The 15,028-nt window shown below is 32.3% G+C and carries 18 protein-coding genes and 2 tRNA genes; 15 read left to right on the top strand and 5 right to left on the bottom strand.

Annotated features, from left to right (window positions below; genetic code table 11):
• Window positions 1-39: 39 nt before the first annotated feature.
• A complete protein-coding gene (gene ppa / locus AAGD63_RS00210) occupies window positions 40-546 on the top strand; it encodes an inorganic diphosphatase (RefSeq protein ID WP_341813402.1) in 507 nt (168 codons plus the stop codon).
• Window positions 547-622: 76 nt separating this feature from the next.
• On the opposite strand, the gene AAGD63_RS00205 is transcribed toward ppa, so the two are convergent.
• The gene (locus AAGD63_RS00205; RefSeq protein WP_143689899.1) at window positions 623-811 is read right to left on the bottom strand and encodes a hypothetical protein; all 189 of its coding nucleotides are present in this window, start codon (window positions 809-811) and stop codon (window positions 623-625) included.
• Window positions 812-884: 73 nt separating this feature from the next.
• On the opposite strand from AAGD63_RS00205, the gene AAGD63_RS00200 reads away from it, so the two are divergent.
• From AAGD63_RS00200 to AAGD63_RS00185, 4 genes are all read left to right on the top strand, one after another.
• A tRNA-Ser gene (locus AAGD63_RS00200) sits at window positions 885-975 on the top strand.
• A gap of 118 nt (window positions 976-1,093) precedes the next feature.
• Window positions 1,094-2,221, top strand: coding sequence for a SurA N-terminal domain-containing protein (locus AAGD63_RS00195; RefSeq protein ID WP_341813401.1), 1,128 nt, complete (start codon window positions 1,094-1,096; stop codon window positions 2,219-2,221).
• Window positions 2,222-2,254: 33 nt separating this feature from the next.
• On the top strand, window positions 2,255-2,884 hold the full coding sequence (locus tag AAGD63_RS00190) for an oxidoreductase (protein ID WP_264330635.1): 630 nt from the start codon (window positions 2,255-2,257) through the stop codon (window positions 2,882-2,884).
• Entirely contained in the window at window positions 2,868-3,419 is a 552-nt protein-coding gene (locus tag AAGD63_RS00185) for a 5-formyltetrahydrofolate cyclo-ligase (RefSeq protein WP_341813400.1), read from the top strand. The genes AAGD63_RS00190 and AAGD63_RS00185 overlap by 17 nt, the downstream gene beginning before the upstream one ends.
• Before the next feature lie 561 nt (window positions 3,420-3,980).
• Here AAGD63_RS00185 and AAGD63_RS00180 read toward each other — a convergent pair.
• Both AAGD63_RS00180 and AAGD63_RS00175 read right to left on the bottom strand, forming a co-directional pair.
• Window positions 3,981-4,310 carry a hypothetical protein gene (locus AAGD63_RS00180; protein ID WP_341813399.1) on the bottom strand — a complete coding sequence of 110 codons (330 nt, stop codon included), beginning with the start codon at window positions 4,308-4,310 and terminating at the stop codon, window positions 3,981-3,983.
• Window positions 4,304-4,951, bottom strand: coding sequence for a glycine zipper family protein (locus AAGD63_RS00175; RefSeq protein ID WP_341813398.1), 648 nt, complete (start codon window positions 4,949-4,951; stop codon window positions 4,304-4,306). Before AAGD63_RS00175 ends, AAGD63_RS00180 begins: the two co-directional genes overlap by 7 nt.
• Before the next feature lie 198 nt (window positions 4,952-5,149).
• Between AAGD63_RS00175 and elbB the strand changes: the two genes are divergently transcribed.
• From elbB to dapA, 9 genes are all read left to right on the top strand, one after another.
• The gene (elbB, locus tag AAGD63_RS00170) at window positions 5,150-5,854 is read left to right on the top strand and encodes an isoprenoid biosynthesis glyoxalase ElbB (protein WP_341813397.1); all 705 of its coding nucleotides are present in this window, start codon (window positions 5,150-5,152) and stop codon (window positions 5,852-5,854) included.
• A 131-nt stretch (window positions 5,855-5,985) separates the two neighbouring features.
• Window positions 5,986-6,294 carry a hypothetical protein gene (locus AAGD63_RS00165; RefSeq protein ID WP_341813396.1) on the top strand — a complete coding sequence of 103 codons (309 nt, stop codon included), beginning with the start codon at window positions 5,986-5,988 and terminating at the stop codon, window positions 6,292-6,294.
• Window positions 6,295-6,352: 58 nt separating this feature from the next.
• Window positions 6,353-7,279, top strand: a complete 927-nt coding sequence (gene ispH, locus AAGD63_RS00160) for a 4-hydroxy-3-methylbut-2-enyl diphosphate reductase (protein ID WP_341813395.1) — start codon at window positions 6,353-6,355, stop codon at window positions 7,277-7,279.
• A 270-nt stretch (window positions 7,280-7,549) separates the two neighbouring features.
• Entirely contained in the window at window positions 7,550-8,989 is a 1,440-nt protein-coding gene (locus tag AAGD63_RS00155; protein WP_341813810.1) for a hypothetical protein, read from the top strand.
• Window positions 8,990-8,993: 4 nt separating this feature from the next.
• Window positions 8,994-9,602, top strand: coding sequence for a hypothetical protein (locus AAGD63_RS00150; RefSeq protein ID WP_341813394.1), 609 nt, complete (start codon window positions 8,994-8,996; stop codon window positions 9,600-9,602).
• Complete coding sequence (locus AAGD63_RS00145; RefSeq protein ID WP_341813392.1) at window positions 9,599-10,387, top strand: hypothetical protein; 789 nt, start codon at window positions 9,599-9,601, stop codon at window positions 10,385-10,387. Before AAGD63_RS00150 ends, AAGD63_RS00145 begins: the two co-directional genes overlap by 4 nt.
• 12 nt (window positions 10,388-10,399) lie before the next feature.
• Window positions 10,400-10,473 (top strand) — tRNA-Arg (locus AAGD63_RS00140).
• 68 nt (window positions 10,474-10,541) lie between these two features.
• The gene (ssb, locus tag AAGD63_RS00135) at window positions 10,542-11,024 is read left to right on the top strand and encodes a single-stranded DNA-binding protein (protein ID WP_341813391.1); all 483 of its coding nucleotides are present in this window, start codon (window positions 10,542-10,544) and stop codon (window positions 11,022-11,024) included.
• A gap of 9 nt (window positions 11,025-11,033) precedes the next feature.
• Window positions 11,034-11,921: a 4-hydroxy-tetrahydrodipicolinate synthase gene (gene dapA, locus AAGD63_RS00130; RefSeq protein ID WP_341813390.1), complete on the top strand. Its 888-nt coding sequence runs from the start codon at window positions 11,034-11,036 to the stop codon at window positions 11,919-11,921.
• A 79-nt stretch (window positions 11,922-12,000) separates the two neighbouring features.
• Here dapA and AAGD63_RS00125 read toward each other — a convergent pair whose 3' ends face one another.
• Window positions 12,001-12,615 carry a hypothetical protein gene (locus AAGD63_RS00125; RefSeq protein ID WP_341813389.1) on the bottom strand — a complete coding sequence of 205 codons (615 nt, stop codon included), beginning with the start codon at window positions 12,613-12,615 and terminating at the stop codon, window positions 12,001-12,003.
• Window positions 12,616-13,219: 604 nt separating this feature from the next.
• Window positions 13,220-14,197: a quinone oxidoreductase gene (locus AAGD63_RS00120; RefSeq protein ID WP_341813388.1), complete on the bottom strand. Its 978-nt coding sequence runs from the start codon at window positions 14,195-14,197 to the stop codon at window positions 13,220-13,222.
• Window positions 14,198-14,478: 281 nt separating this feature from the next.
• Here AAGD63_RS00120 and AAGD63_RS00115 point away from each other — a divergent pair, with 281 nt between their 5' ends.
• The gene (locus AAGD63_RS00115; protein WP_341813387.1) at window positions 14,479-15,009 is read left to right on the top strand and encodes a hypothetical protein; all 531 of its coding nucleotides are present in this window, start codon (window positions 14,479-14,481) and stop codon (window positions 15,007-15,009) included.
• Window positions 15,010-15,028 lie beyond the last annotated feature (19 nt).

The following is a 15,028-nucleotide window of genomic DNA, read 5'->3' as shown; positions in this document are numbered from 1 at the left end:
ATATTGTATAATGCTTATTCTTAAGTTAAGAGGTAATCCATGGATTTAAGTAAAATAACAACAAAACCAGATGCAATAAGTGTAGTAATTGAAATAAGTGCAAATGCTGAGCCTGTAAAGTATGAATTTAATAAAGAGCTTGGGTTGTTACAAGTTGACAGATTTTTGTCTACCTCAATGACTTATCCTTGCAATTATGGGTTTATACCAAATACCTGCGCAGGTGATGGTGACCCTGCGGATGTTTTGGTGCTAACTCAATTTCCTTTAGCGCCTGGAGTTTTGATATCGGTGCGTCCAGTAGGTGCATTACTTACCAAAGACGAGAAAGGAGAGGATGAAAAAATATTAGCTGTACCTATCTCCAGTGTTGATAGCTATTATGACAATATAAAAAACTATTCTGATTTATCTAAAAACTTACTAGATAAAATAGCTCATTTCTTTTCTCATTATAAAGATTTAGAAAAGGGAAAAACGGTGACAGTTGGAGAATGGGCTAATGTGAAAAAAGCAAAAGAAATCATTGAAAAAAGTAGAAATTAGTTTGCGTTGATTTAGCCTTAAATTACAGTTATTCGGAAAATGTTGTTGTTTTTAATGGGTAAATATTGGTATCCGTTCAGGATAGCGGCAAGGTAGTATAACCATAGAGTAAAAGTGAGTTTACAACAAATGGTGTCATCCCAGTGCTTGACACTGGGATCCAGTCCTTTCGCACAAAAAACGTTGTAAAGTAACTTAGTTGGATCCCAGTGTCAGCTACTCTGATGACAAGAAAGGGAGTACAGGTTTCAATATTTGCATGCATCTGAACAGATACAAATATTGCAATTAAAAGCATTAGACAGGCAGTAAAGGTCTTGATATTATAGTAATAATTTGGAAGGGTGGCCGAGCGGCTGAAGGCGGCGGTTTGCTAAACCGTTATACGATTGAAAAGTCGTATCGAGGGTTCGAATCCCTCTCCTTCCGTATATTATTGTTTAGGTATTCATTACAGTAATTTTATCCTCTTTTTTAATTATTAAAAAGTTAGCTAGCGTTTATTCAGTATTTATTATAGAATTAGTTATTAGCTAAATAATTTTATATGCATAAAATACTAATTTTGATATTAATAATGCTGCCGCTTAGGTTACTTGCAACTGAGATTGAAATTGTTGCAGATATAAATGGTGAGCCAATTTCAAATTTAGATATCGAAAGACGTATAAACTTCATAAATTCATTGCTTGGCACTCAGAAGATTAATCAAAAAGAGGTAAAATCTCAAATTCTAAGACAGTTAATAGACGAAATTATCATTGTCAGCGAAGCACAGAAGATGAATATAGAATTGAGTAATGAGGAGTTAAATAATGCTGTCACGTTATTCTTAACTCAAAGTTTAAAACTTAAGGCTGATGAAGTTGATCAATATGTAAAAAAGCATAATATAGATCTCAATACCCTAAAAAAACAAGTAAAGTGTCAGCTACTGTGGAACAAGATTATTGAAGTAGGAGTTGTACCGCTTATTAATATCAGCGATCAAGAAGTGGATGATGCAAGAAAGCAAAAAGAGAAGTCTGATTACCTTATTACGTTTCAGGAGTTCATAATTCCCGATCAGAAGATAGCTGAAGACTTAGTAAAAAAATTACGTACCAGTAATAATCCAGAATCTTCAATAAAGATGCGCAAAGCAACAGTTAATTTAAGTCAGCTAAAAGGTACTCTCAAGGACGTTTTGGAAAGATTAGAAATCAGTGATGTAGCAGGTCCGGTTAGTTTAAGCGAAGGTTACTCTGTTATAAAAGTCATAGATAAGGTACAGCTCGATCATACACTGCTGAAAAGTACTTTAAAACTGAAACAGGTTGTAGTTGAAGGTTCAGAAAGTTTACTCTCTAATTTTAAGGAGCAAAAGGTCAGTTGTTTAAATTTTGACAAGTTAGCAGATGATTTCAAGTTGCCAAGCGTAAAAGAGTTTGAAATAAAAATGAGAAATTTAAATCCTGATTTACAGATTTTATTTAGTAAAACAAATATGAATGAAATAGTAGAATTAAGAGAAAATAGCACTGCAAAGTTGATGATGTTATGTGATATCAAAAATAATGCAATGGATATAGAAGCAATCAAACAGGAAATGTATCAACAAAAGATTATGATACAAAGCAACCTGTTATTGGATAATATGCGTAAAAATGCAGCTGTTAGTTATCAGTTTAATTGAAGTTAGAGAGGTTTTCTACTCCATAAAAAGTTTATGAAGAATATAATGCTCATTGGCGGTGGAGTTGGAAATGCAGTGTTATTTTCGATAGGCAAAGCTTGTCTTGAAAACAATCATAAGGTTTTATATTTCGCTGGCTATAAGAAATTAAGTGATGTATTTAAACGAGCACTGATAGAACGTGCATCAAACGTGACAGTTTGGGCATGTGAAGAAGGATTGATAGAAACAAGCAGAGAACAGGATAAATCCTTTCATGGTAATATAGTTGATGCAATAATCTCATATCAGCAAGGAAAGTTAGGTAAAATTACTATTAGTTTAAACACTATAGATAAAATCATCACTATTGGTTCTGATAAAATGATGAAAGCTATAAATGAAGCTAGAAAAACAATTTTAAAACCATACCTAAAACCAAATCACGTAGCAATATCATCTGTTAACTCTCCTATGCAGTGCATGATGAAAGAAATCTGCGCTCAATGTATTCAGCAACACATAAATAAGGAAACAGGAGAAATAAGTTTTGTTTATAGTTGCAGTAATCAAGACCAGGATATGGAGCTTGTTGACTTTGATTTTTTAAGTGAGCGCTTGAAGCAAAATAGTTTACAAGAAAAGCTCACTGCAAAATGGATAGAACATGTTCAAAGACACTAAACAGCACAAAGAGAAACTAAGGAAGCAATATAGAACCATAAGAAAAGATATTGATGAAAGTTATTCTAATTATGCAGCAAATTCTCTTATTAATCTTTTTAGTCAAAACTTAAGTTGCGTTAAAGGTAAAACAATAGCAGCTTACATTCCAACAGACGGGGAAATTAATGTTGTGCCTTTGATGCATCATTTGCTTGATTTAGGCTATAAAGTAGCAATTCCTAATAAAAGTAAGTTATTAAAATTTGAGGAATGGAATAAAGCAGATGAAGATATAATTCCCGACACAATCATTACTCCTGTTATTGCTTTTGATGATCATTTTAATAGGTTAGGTTTTGGCGGTGGTTGGTATGATGAAATGATAAAAAAATTACGGCCACTTGGAAAAATATTTATAGGTGTAGCCTATGAGAAGCAATATTGTAAAAATTTACCTGTGGAAAAACACGATCAAAAATTGGATATTATAATCACTGAGATATGTGTTAGATTTGAAAGTGAATTGCTCAAGAAGGCGGATAGAAAGGAGTAGCATAGTCTCCCTCTTTCTGATAGTAATTGCTTATCTGTTCAGATGCATGCAAATATTGAAACCTGTACTCCCTTTCTTGTCATCAGAGTAGCTGACACTGGGATCCAACTAAGTTACTTTACAACGTTTTTTGCACAAAAGGACTGGATTCTAGAGTCAAGCGCTAGAATGACATCAACTTTTGAATTCCAGTTATGCAAGAAATCTATTCATTTGAAACTTGTTTAAGAAACGTAGCTATAAAAACCGCAGGTACCAGTTGGTTTTTATTAGCTAAAGTAAAGGTCAAATATCTGGAATTCTGGACATAAAATCCCCCTGTAAAAAAGATTAGAAAAAAATGCAGTGCACATACGACAGATATACACTGAAGAATACATTTTTAATAAGTTTGGTTAAAAAGTCTGCAGACTAAAGATAGATTTTGAGCTCTTAAAATATCTCTATTTGTAATTATAATGAGATTGAAAATATGCGGAAGTAATTTTTTGTGTCCGCTTAGCAGGGTGACAAAATAAGATAGACAGATACATTTTTGCATCAAAATGCTCTTCAAATGCATCAACTCATTCTTGTGATTCCTTTTTCACTCACTTGTTCAGAATTTGGACTATCTAATTGAGGAGCTGGCGGCTTCATTCCTTTAACTTTATCATCAACTATTTTTTCCACTTTCTCTATTTTATTATTACCAATTGCCATAATTTCAGGTTGAAATTTATGTATAAGATCATTAAGTGCTTTTTGATCACTTAGATGAGTACTAAGACCTTTTTTCAGAAGTCTGGTCATATCATCTTTTGAAAAATTCTTAATAACTCCTTCTTCTACCAACTTCTTTATAGCCGATTGCTTCACTTCATTTTGAAGCATTTTTACCACTTCTAGCATATCAGAAGATTGTCTTTAGTTTCATCTTCTCCAGCTTCTTCTCGCTTTTGTGCCTTACTAGTTGCTATAATACGCTCAGACAAGTCCTTTTTGAACTTATCAAAATTATTCTCTCTTGCTTGAATTGTAGGTAATTTATTGATCACATTTTTCACAAAACTTTTCACTGCTTTTCCTGCTTCAATCGCTCCTTTTTTTATCTCACTTCTATTCTGATATATAGCATAACCAATAGCAACTATAGCAACTAGTGCTACAAACCCTACTAATGCTGCTCCACCAATAATTAATGCACCGGTCACTCCTCCTACTGTTAATAAACCTGCTAGTGCACCTGTTAGTGTTGTCACTGCTGCTCCACTTATCAATCCTTGAGCTAACAGTTGATTGCCTAAAGTTTCAAGCTCTTTCTCCATGCCTTCTACTTTATTTACTTGTTTAAGAAGTATTTTTAATTGATTATCGTCTTTCTCAAGATGCTCCTTTACAATATCCATTGTGTCCTTCAAAAGATCTTGTTTTTGAATCAGCAATTCAGACACATATTTGATGGTTGATTCATTAAAAATTTCACCTTCTTTTATAAATTCATTTGCTTGTAATAGAGTCTCGAATACTTGCAACAAATCTTTTTTTTCCACTAATATATCTTACTACATTTTCAATGAACTCGTCCGAATTGGTTGGATTTGTTGTACCACCTTGTACCATATTCAATTCCTATCAATTATAAATATGCCTAATTATTAATTATATAATAATTGACATAAAATAATTACTCCTTTCCAAATATGGAATTTGTATTACAATACCTAGATTATATGAAATCAAGGTATTTTATGGGTGAGAAAAAATTAAGAGCCGCTGTGGTTTTATCAGGATGCGGCCACCTCGACGGCACAGAGGTGAGAGAAGCGGTCTTAACTCTGCTTGTGCTTGATCAGCAGGAAGTTGAAGTCACATGTTTTGCTCCTGATGTTGATATCACACAAGTTATGAACCACAAAACAAAAGAAGAAGTAAAAGAAAAAAGGAGTGTACTTGTAGAAGCAGCAAGAATTGCAAGAGGTGAGATAAATGATTTAAGAGAAGCTAAAGCTGAAAATTTTGACATGCTAGTCGTACCTGGTGGATATGGAGTTGCGAAAAATTTATCTGACTTAGCTGAAAATAAAACAGTAATGCCTGAGTTTGAAAGATTAGTCTCAGAGTTCTTTGTTGCAAAAAAGCCAATAGGAACTATATGTATATCTCCAGCCATTATTGTTTTAATTTTAAGTAGCAAGATAGGTAAAGAAGAAAGTAAGATTAAGGTAACTATAGGAGACGACAAAGACCAGTTGATAGAGAAGCTCGGCGGCGAACATATAACATGCGATACAAAGCTATCAATAGAAGACGAAAAGCATAATATATTTTCCTGCTCTGCTTATATGCGTAGTGATGAAAGTATACACTCTGTATATCAAGGAATAAAACACATGATTGACAGTATGGTAAAAAAATTAATAAAAAAACCAAACAACCATTTCTCTAAAGTGTAGTTTCTTATACAATTAATTATGTTATACTTCCAGTTGCATTATTGTTGTAGCCAAAGTAATCTGTAATTGCTTATTAATGGTAAGTTATATTTAGTATGTAAGTTTAGTTCTTTTTTTTTATAGATGTAAATATGTCAGACCTTTTTTATATTGAAAGTGAGTGTTGTGTAGATGGTCAGTGTGATACTTATGCAGGAGAAGTGAGTATTAATGATGTCATGTTGGGCAAGTTTAGTCTAAATTCATACAGTGGGAAAAAAGCTACAATAAATCTAGACATCGTTACATTCGATATCCATATTGCTATGGATGGCCAAGATGGAAAGACAATAAAAAGAGACCTCAAGAGTCCTGAATTTACAATTAAAGATGACGGTTCCTGGTATATTAACAAGAGTCTTGGTAGTGATAAATTTGAAATTATAGTAAAGCAGTCATGATATGAAACATAGTGAGCGGAGCTTACTTTTTAGCAATGTTTACATACTTACTTAAAAAATGGAGATTATCTTAGCTGAACCACGCGGTTTCTGCGCAGGGGTTAAAAGAGCTGTAGACATATTAGCAATTACTTTAGAGAAATACAAAAACGAACGCCAAGTTTATGTACTACACGAAATCGTTCATAATAAGTATATAGTAGAGGACTTCAAGAAACAAGGAGTGGTTTTTGTAAGCAGCATAGAAGACATTAAAGACAATAGAGGAATATTGATCTTTAGCGCACATGGAGTGTCGAAAAGTATAGAGGATGAAGCAAAAAGAAAGGGGATTCAAGTGATTGATGCAACATGTCCATTAGTTAGCAAAGTACATAAAGAGGCAAAAAGGTATGAGGATAGTGGTAAAGAATTAATTCTAATTGGACATGAAAATCATCCAGAAGTTAAAGGAATTATAGGAAGAGTAAGTAATCCTATATCTCTAGTGCAAACTATGCAAGACGTATACAATTTACAAATCAAAGATCCAGATAATTTATCTTATGTAACACAAACCACGTTAAGTATTGACGATACCAAAGAAATTATTGCTACACTGAAGCTCAGATTTCCAAGCATTACAGGCCCCGACTTAAAAGATATATGCTATGCAACACAAAATAGGCAGAACGCTGTTAAAAAATTGGCTAAAATTACAGACGTAGTGTTAATTGTAGGAAGCAAAAACAGTTCAAATTCAAACCGTTTATTAGACCTGTGCATTTCCACAGGAAAAAGAGCCTATTTGATTGATAATTATAAATGTATGAACAAAAATTGGTTGCAGGGCGCAGAAAAAATAGGAATTACTGCAGGTGCTTCTGCTCCTGATATATTAGTTGATGAGCTAGTAAATTACTTAAAAATAAATATGAATACAAAAGTTTCAGTCATGCCAGATGGATTCACTGAAAATGTTCAGTTCAAGTATACTAAATGGTAATGTGCAACAACGTGCGTCAAATCAAGTCTTTAGCTCAATTCAATTTTCAGTCTGTTGGAGAATAAAATATCAAGCTGAGATATGATTAATCCTCGTTTGTCAGGTTAAGTTGTGTCTAGCACAAATATAAAAAACCTTCATCATACAAAAGGGTTAATATTACTACTAATTTTATCAAAAACTTATAATATAAGTAATATTGTCATCTAATGTTTAATGAATTTCAATAAATTACCTTTTTAATTCTAGATGAGTATACACTTTGTTAATATGTTTGGGTCAAAACCCAAAAGTAAGTTTATGCTTTCTATAGGAAAAGAAGGCACAATGTTACTATATTTTAAAAATGATACTTTAAATAAAAGATATTTTGCTAAGGACAAAAATAATAAAGCTGTTTCTGACTTAATTTCATGTCTCTCATCAGATAAAAAAGCACCCTTATATCTGGTTCTCAATCACACTGATCAGAACTATTTGCTACAGTCTATCCCAAGAGTAAATAGGATTAGTGCTTATCTATCAGCAAAAACAAAAGTAGAGCATTTTGCTCATAATAACGATATAAATTCTATTCTCTTGGTCGAAAAGCCGAATAAATTTAATCAAAACTGGTGGTATCTATTTGTTTCATCAAAAGCAAATCATTTAATAGAATATTGGTTGGACGTGTTTGTTGAAATAGGCTCTAACTTTAAAGGAATATTAATGTTTCCTATAGAACTAGTCAGTATAGCAAAAAAGATTCTACACAAAGATCCTAGTAACTGGAAAATTATAGTTGCTGCAACTAAAACAGGTGGCTATAGACAAGTGGTTCTTAAAGAGAACAAAATGATATTTACACGTTTAATACCATTTACTAATGATAATTTACCAGGAATCATTGCTGGTGAAATATATCAGGAAGTGAAAAATACAATTCAATCTTTAACTAAGTTTGGATTTGAAAAAAATGACCCTATCGACCTTTGCATCATAGTATCAGAAGCTATTAAATCTAGTTTATCAGTTATAAATTTTTCAGAGAATAGTGTGAACATATTGACTCCATATGAGCTAGGTAAACTATTGGTAGCAGAATTAGCTATATGCGAAAAAGATAGCTTTTGTGATACTACAATTTTGTTCCATAGCTTTAAGAATAAGCCAATAAATATTTTTAACACAAAAGAAACTAAAGAATTTTATCTATTTAATTATCTTTATTTAAATTCTCCTCAAATTTTTCTATACCTACTCTTGGTTTTAGTTGTAATTAACGCCTTTTGTTTGCGAAATTTATATTCAAATTTTAATGTTGCTGATAATTTATCTGCAAAGCGGAGTGCTTTAAATAACAAACTAATAAAACTTAGCCAAAGCTATAATGTAAAAAAGATAGATGAAGTTTACGATTTTATTAATATCAATAATATTTTATCAAAAATAGAGTACTCTCCTCTCACACAAGTTAAGTATGTAGAAAAGCTAAAAGTACCAGATGTAGAGCTTCAATTATTTGAGTGGAATTATAATGAGGCAAAAAGTTATATTACCACAACTTTAAGGTTTAATTTTCAATCTGGTAAAGACATTTCTTATCAATACAAGAAACTACAGAAAAATTTAAACGATAATTTCCGTACTCATGATATTAGTATTTCTAGCTTACCTACTACTAAAGAGAAAAATCTATCTATTGATGTTGAAATAGGAGAGGCAATGTAGATTGATGACTATCTCTCAACTAAAAAGAAAAGCTACAATTCAGTGCATATATTACTTATTGTTATCTATTGTATTAATAGGGTTATCAACGTGTTTTATTATCTATAACAAAAAGGTTTATAATAAAAATCAAACTGCAGCTGAGGAAATACGCTCTATTAATTTACAGATCATTGAAATTCAAAAGAAAGAAGTCGTTCTAAATAAAAACCTAGATTTATGGAAAAGAATTTCTTCTTCAAACTTACATAGTAGCAGATACATTACAAATTTAAATTTTGAGCTTAACAAGCTATATAAAAAACACTACATGTTAGAACCTGAAATATCAATTTCTATACCTGAAGAAGCTGAACTCCACAATAAAAGTGAACATACAAAAGTAATAAGAAGTCAAGTGGTTCTAAGTTTAAGCTCAATTAGCGATAAGCATATTTTTTTATTTCTACAGTCTATTCCAAATCTTCCTGGTTATGTTATGATCAGATCTCTTACCTTGAATAAGCAGAGAAATATAGATGCTAAAGTTATAAACCAGATTTTAAGTGGTAATATGATAGAGATAGTGAGAGCTAGTATAGTTTTTGATTGGTATACCATATTAAGTAGATGAATATAAAGTTGTTTTTTATTTTTACGCTGCTATTTTTTAATGTTAGTGCATATTGCAATTGCGAAGATCTTGTAGAAAATATAGGGATTTGTAAAAAATATTCTTGCCAACAGCATATTAGTAATGAAGATTTTATTGAGCATAAAATATTAGGGTTAAATAGTGAAAATTTATGTGTATATATAGAAAAACAAGACAATGATGAAATGGTCTGTCATCATTCCAATAATGGAATGATTGTAGAAAAGAAGTACTTAAAAAGTATTTTAAAAGTTGGAAATCAAGAAATAAATGACTTCATTGATATAGCAAATTTGCGTGCGAAGGAGTGTTTTTTTATCAACAATTATTATATAGATCGAGACGATATAATAAAAGAGGCAGCAGAGAGTACTTTATCGCAATATGGTAGCATAAAAAGCATTTTTTTTGATGAAGAGCAGGTTAATAGAATAGTTAGTGAGATGGAAAAGTTTAACTTACAGTCTTCAGAAGTTACAGAGGAAGAAAATTTCAATTGTAAAGTAGTCAGTTTAGATTCAATTTTATACTTTTCCCCCGATACATGGAAAATATGGGTAAATGGAAAGTTGTTCATAAATACTAAGGATTTAAAAGTGCACTCAGTAACTGAAAATTATGTAACTTTTTCATGGGCTGTAAACCAAAAGATAACAAAAGAACGGATAAGCAATTCTAAAAATGTACATTTTGGACATGGAGGTATTATGTTTACGCTTTATCCAGAACAAAAATTTGATTTAGATAGTTTATCTATTAAATAATCTAATACATCTGCGCTTGTAGCTCAGTTGGATAGAGCGTTGCCCTCCGGAGGCAAAGGTCGTGGGTTCGAATCCCTCCAAGCGCGTTTTTAATTAAATTTGACAATAATACTCTCACATAAGATAATAAAGAGATTTATTTTAAAGCATAATTATGTCTAGTGGTACTATAAATAAAGTCATATTAGTTGGTAATCTAGGAAAAGATCCTGAAATTAGGACTACACAAAATGGAAAAGAGATGGCAAGTTTTTCGATAGCCACATCTAAAAGTTGGACTGACAAATTTTCTGGTACGCGCTCTGAAAAGACAGAATGGCATAATATTGTAATTTTTAGTGAAGGATTAGTAAAAATTGTTAAGGATTTTGCGCGCAAAGGTAGTAAAGTTTATGTTGAAGGTTCTCTGAGAACTAGAAAATGGACTGACCAAAATGGTAGCGAAAGGTATACGACAGAGGTGGTGCTATATAACTTTAATAGTGCCCTTACCCTTTTAGATTCACGAAACAGTATGTTAAACTCTGATTACAAGCCAAGTGAATACAAACAAAATGAAACAGAACAAAAAGATAAACACGGAAGTTTTGACAACGATATAAAAGACGAACTAATCGATGATGAAATACCATTTTAATAACTTCAATTGAAATCTACATTTTTATGGACTGCTTGTGTTACTCCTTTTAATTGCAGTGGAGATAGTATAGATTACCAAAGCTTGCAGCGTTTACTAACAATGCAAGCTGAAGCTGAAAATGGTGTAGTGTTGCTCGGTAGCACAGGTGAAAGCTTATCACTTACTGATTCTGAAAAGCGCACCTTAGTTGAATTTGTATGTGAGCTAAAATTAAATACGAAAATTATAATTGGTGTACCAGGAGTAAATCTATATCAGACTCTTGAATGGCTTGATTTTTGCAAGGGTATGCCTATTCATGGCTATCTAATGACAACTCCCATTTATGCAAAGCCTGGAATCATGGGGCAAACTTTATGGTTTGAAAAGCTGCTTGAAAAAGCACATGTGCCAGCAATGCTTTACAATATTCCATCAAGAGCAGGAGTGAGTCTTCACACTGAAACTGTACGTAATTTATCCAGCCACGAAAAATTTTGGGCTATCAAAGATTCAAGTGGCACCGTTGATACTTTAACTCAGTATAAGAAAGTTGCTCCAAATATTGAGGTGTTTTGTGGAGATGATAATATGATACCCGATATGGCTGCTAAGGGTGCGGCTGGTCTGGTTTCTGTTGCTACTAACACTTGGCCACATATAGTACATGAATATGTTAAGCAATGTCTGAGTAGTAAAAACTCTCAGGTAAATGTGTGGAAACAGACTTGTGAAGCGTTATTTACCGCCAGTAACCCAATACCTACTAAAGCACTCTTGCATGACATTGGGCTTATAGAACACAAAACTGTTCGTCTACCACTAAGCACAGAAGACTTGCCTTCTATTGAAACATTGAGGCAAGCTAATAAAATGATTCTTGGATGGAAAAATCAACTAGCTATGCAGGATTAGGACTTGAGCGGATAATTCAATTATACTTAACACAAAAAAATGGGCTAAATCCTCTTCAAAAACTTCTATCTATCGTCTCTTAAAATACTCTCCTGCACACACCCCCATCAACAATTTTCACATCACTATCAACTGAGCTACCTGGCTGTTTATTTCCTTCTGGAAAAAAGCACTCAATTGCTTTATCAATTAAGAAATTTAAAGGAATACAAGCAATCACACTCACTACAAAAGTTAAAGCACCTATAGCTGCTGGTGATGTAAAACCAAGAGCAACTAGTCCTGCTCCAACTCCAAAAAAAACACCAATACTACTGATAGTATGTGCATAATTTTTAATTTTATATTCAGCGCTGTTGCTATATTCTCTCAAAATTTGTTCATGTTCTTTGGACATGCCTTCTGGTATATCGTTGAGATTTGTAGTTTTTGAGAAAGAACAAGCACTGATTACACAGCATACTAATAACATTGCAGAACCAATGATTCCACCTGCAATGAGAGGTGGCAAGTTAACATAACTTAGAGCTAAACCTGCAAGAGCCCCGGTACCAGCTGCCATTCCTAGTATTAGTGTTACTACTACTACTCCTGTTAATATTACTAATCCTAGTTCCAGTTTTGATTCACTTTTCTTTTCTAGGTTACTTTTTTCTTGCCTTTCCTCTTTTAACTGTCCTCTTGTATAGCTCATAGTATGTACTCTTACTTAAAATTAATAATATAATACTAGCATTTTTAGTTTATATAGTCAATTTATTAAGTAATTTTAATTGACTTTCAGCACACTTTAGCCTTATATGTATGGTCCCAGAGTGCAATGGTATATAAAATATGAGAACAAAATGCCATTAAAGGAGAACTTATGATTACTGGATATATCAGAACAACAGAGACAATTCATAAAGCAATGTAAACTTTCTAAGTACTATAACCTCAACTCTAAAACTATTGTAAAACAGAAAAAATCATTCATTTAAAAGAAAAATAACAGCTCCATATACTATTGAAGTGATAATACTTATAATGTTAGATGTGACACCAAATCTAATTTGAAATATAACTTATTTACTCAGCTTCTTTTGAAACTACTGTGAACATAATATCTATAGATAAAACATTGCATTACCATGCCACTAACGAGTAGCAGAATGACAAGTTTTTCAAACTAGTCCGATAAAAATCTCAGTCAGTTTAGCTACAGCTGTATGCTTTTAACTCTCCCAAAAAGAAAATTAACCATGTGAAATTCTTGTTGATATGACTTAATGAATAATTATTTTAGGTTACTAAGTTATTTAAGAAACTTTAATAATATTTAGCCCACTTACTTTTCTATTTTCCATGTCACGATGAGCCTCTATTATTTCATCAAATTTATATTTTTTATTAATTCTTACAATTAAAAGTTTTTTTCTTATCATTTCAAAAATTTCCATTGCAGTAAGCACTAACGTAAGTCTATTGTGCTTGTAGTGATATATCGAAGTTCCAGCTGCAAATAACGAACGCGAACTAAGTAAAGAGAAATTAATAGGAGCATTACCTGATATCTGCCCATAGGAAACATATATGCCAAACTTACCTAAAGATTCAAAAGAGAGCTTGCTTGTAGCGTAACCTATAGGGTCATACACCGCACCTACTCCTCTATTTTTCGTAATCTCCATGATTTTAGAAACGAAGTCTTTATCATTGTAGTTTATTGCGTATGTGCAGCCACTTTGTAAAGCTATCTTCATTTTTTCGTCAGAGCTTATAGAACCTATCACTACACCTTTTTTATCCTTTGCCCATTGGCATATTATTTGCCCCAAACCACCATTAGCTCCATGAACTAGTACAAAAGCACCAGGCCTGATTCTATAAGATTGATTAACTAAATAGTGAGCTGTCATACCTTTAAACAATACTGCAGCAGCAACTTCATCAGGTATATCATTCGGAATTTTTATCAAATATTTCTGGTGTACAATGCGCTTTTCACAATATGCCCCTGGAGGAGCTGTGCAATATCCAACTCTATCTCCAACCTTAAGTCCATCACTAATTTTTTTACCAAGCTTTTCAACAACTCCTACTGCCTCTACTCCAAGTACTGATGGCAGATCTTTAATTTTGCGCATACCTTTTCTATGTTCTAAATCATAACGATTTAAGCCGATAGTTGTATGACGTATTAAGACTTCCTCATCTTTTGGCTCACCTATGCTCTTATCTACAAATTCTAATACTTCTGGCCCCCCAGTTTTTTTAATTTGTATAGCTCTAACCATGATAAATGTAAGACAAAAACTTTAATTATGTTATCTAGCAATTAATATTTTGCAAAATGTTATTTAGAGTTTATACACTACATAAGCGTATTGTTAATAGTTTTGAGGCACAAATTATGACAAACAGAGAAACTTGGCTTTATGGTGTTTTATTCAATGTGTTGTGTAAAGTGGATGAAGATGACAATTTAGATACCAATAATAAAAATAAAAGAAAGGTTAAAATGTAAAATGCAAAAATCAGATAAAAAAGGAGACTATTGTAAATATTTATATACTTCTTGGGAAAAAAAGGATTTGATATTAATCACAGATTTGACTTGAAAGATTATGATGGCTTTCCAATAGATAGTCTTTTTTCCATCGCCATTAACTATAAACCGTACACTTTAACAAATCTAGCGCAAGTTTTAATAAAAGCAGGAACTAATGTGCAAAACGAAAAAGGATATTTACATACCTGTGTTTTGACCCATTCTCCGGACATATTAAAGGCTCTCATAAAAGCGGGAGTAAATGATAGCCCAAATGAAAACTACGGTGGAAATACCACCTTAGACTATGTTGCTAAATTATATGGTAGAGATAAGCCAATTGAATACAAGAATTGCTATGAGATTCTAATTAAGCATACATTAGAAAAAAATCCCAACATAGAAATGCCAGTCTCTGTAAAAAGTAATAAAGAGTTAACTGAGTACTGGAATGCTTGTAAAGCAAATAGTGAAGAATGGGAATTCGCAATACCAAAAACCGCAACACAAGTACTTAGTGTACAAAAAACAAATAAGCGCTTCTGCCCAATTAAATAGATCTGTTGCATAACTTATT

It is taken from the genome of Wolbachia endosymbiont (group B) of Germaria angustata (assembly GCF_964026725.1).
In the GTDB taxonomy this organism is placed as follows: domain Bacteria; phylum Pseudomonadota; class Alphaproteobacteria; order Rickettsiales; family Anaplasmataceae; genus Wolbachia; species Wolbachia pipientis_C.
The sequence above is the reverse complement of the archived record's forward strand: the minus strand, read 5'-3'. Positions and strand labels throughout refer to the sequence as shown.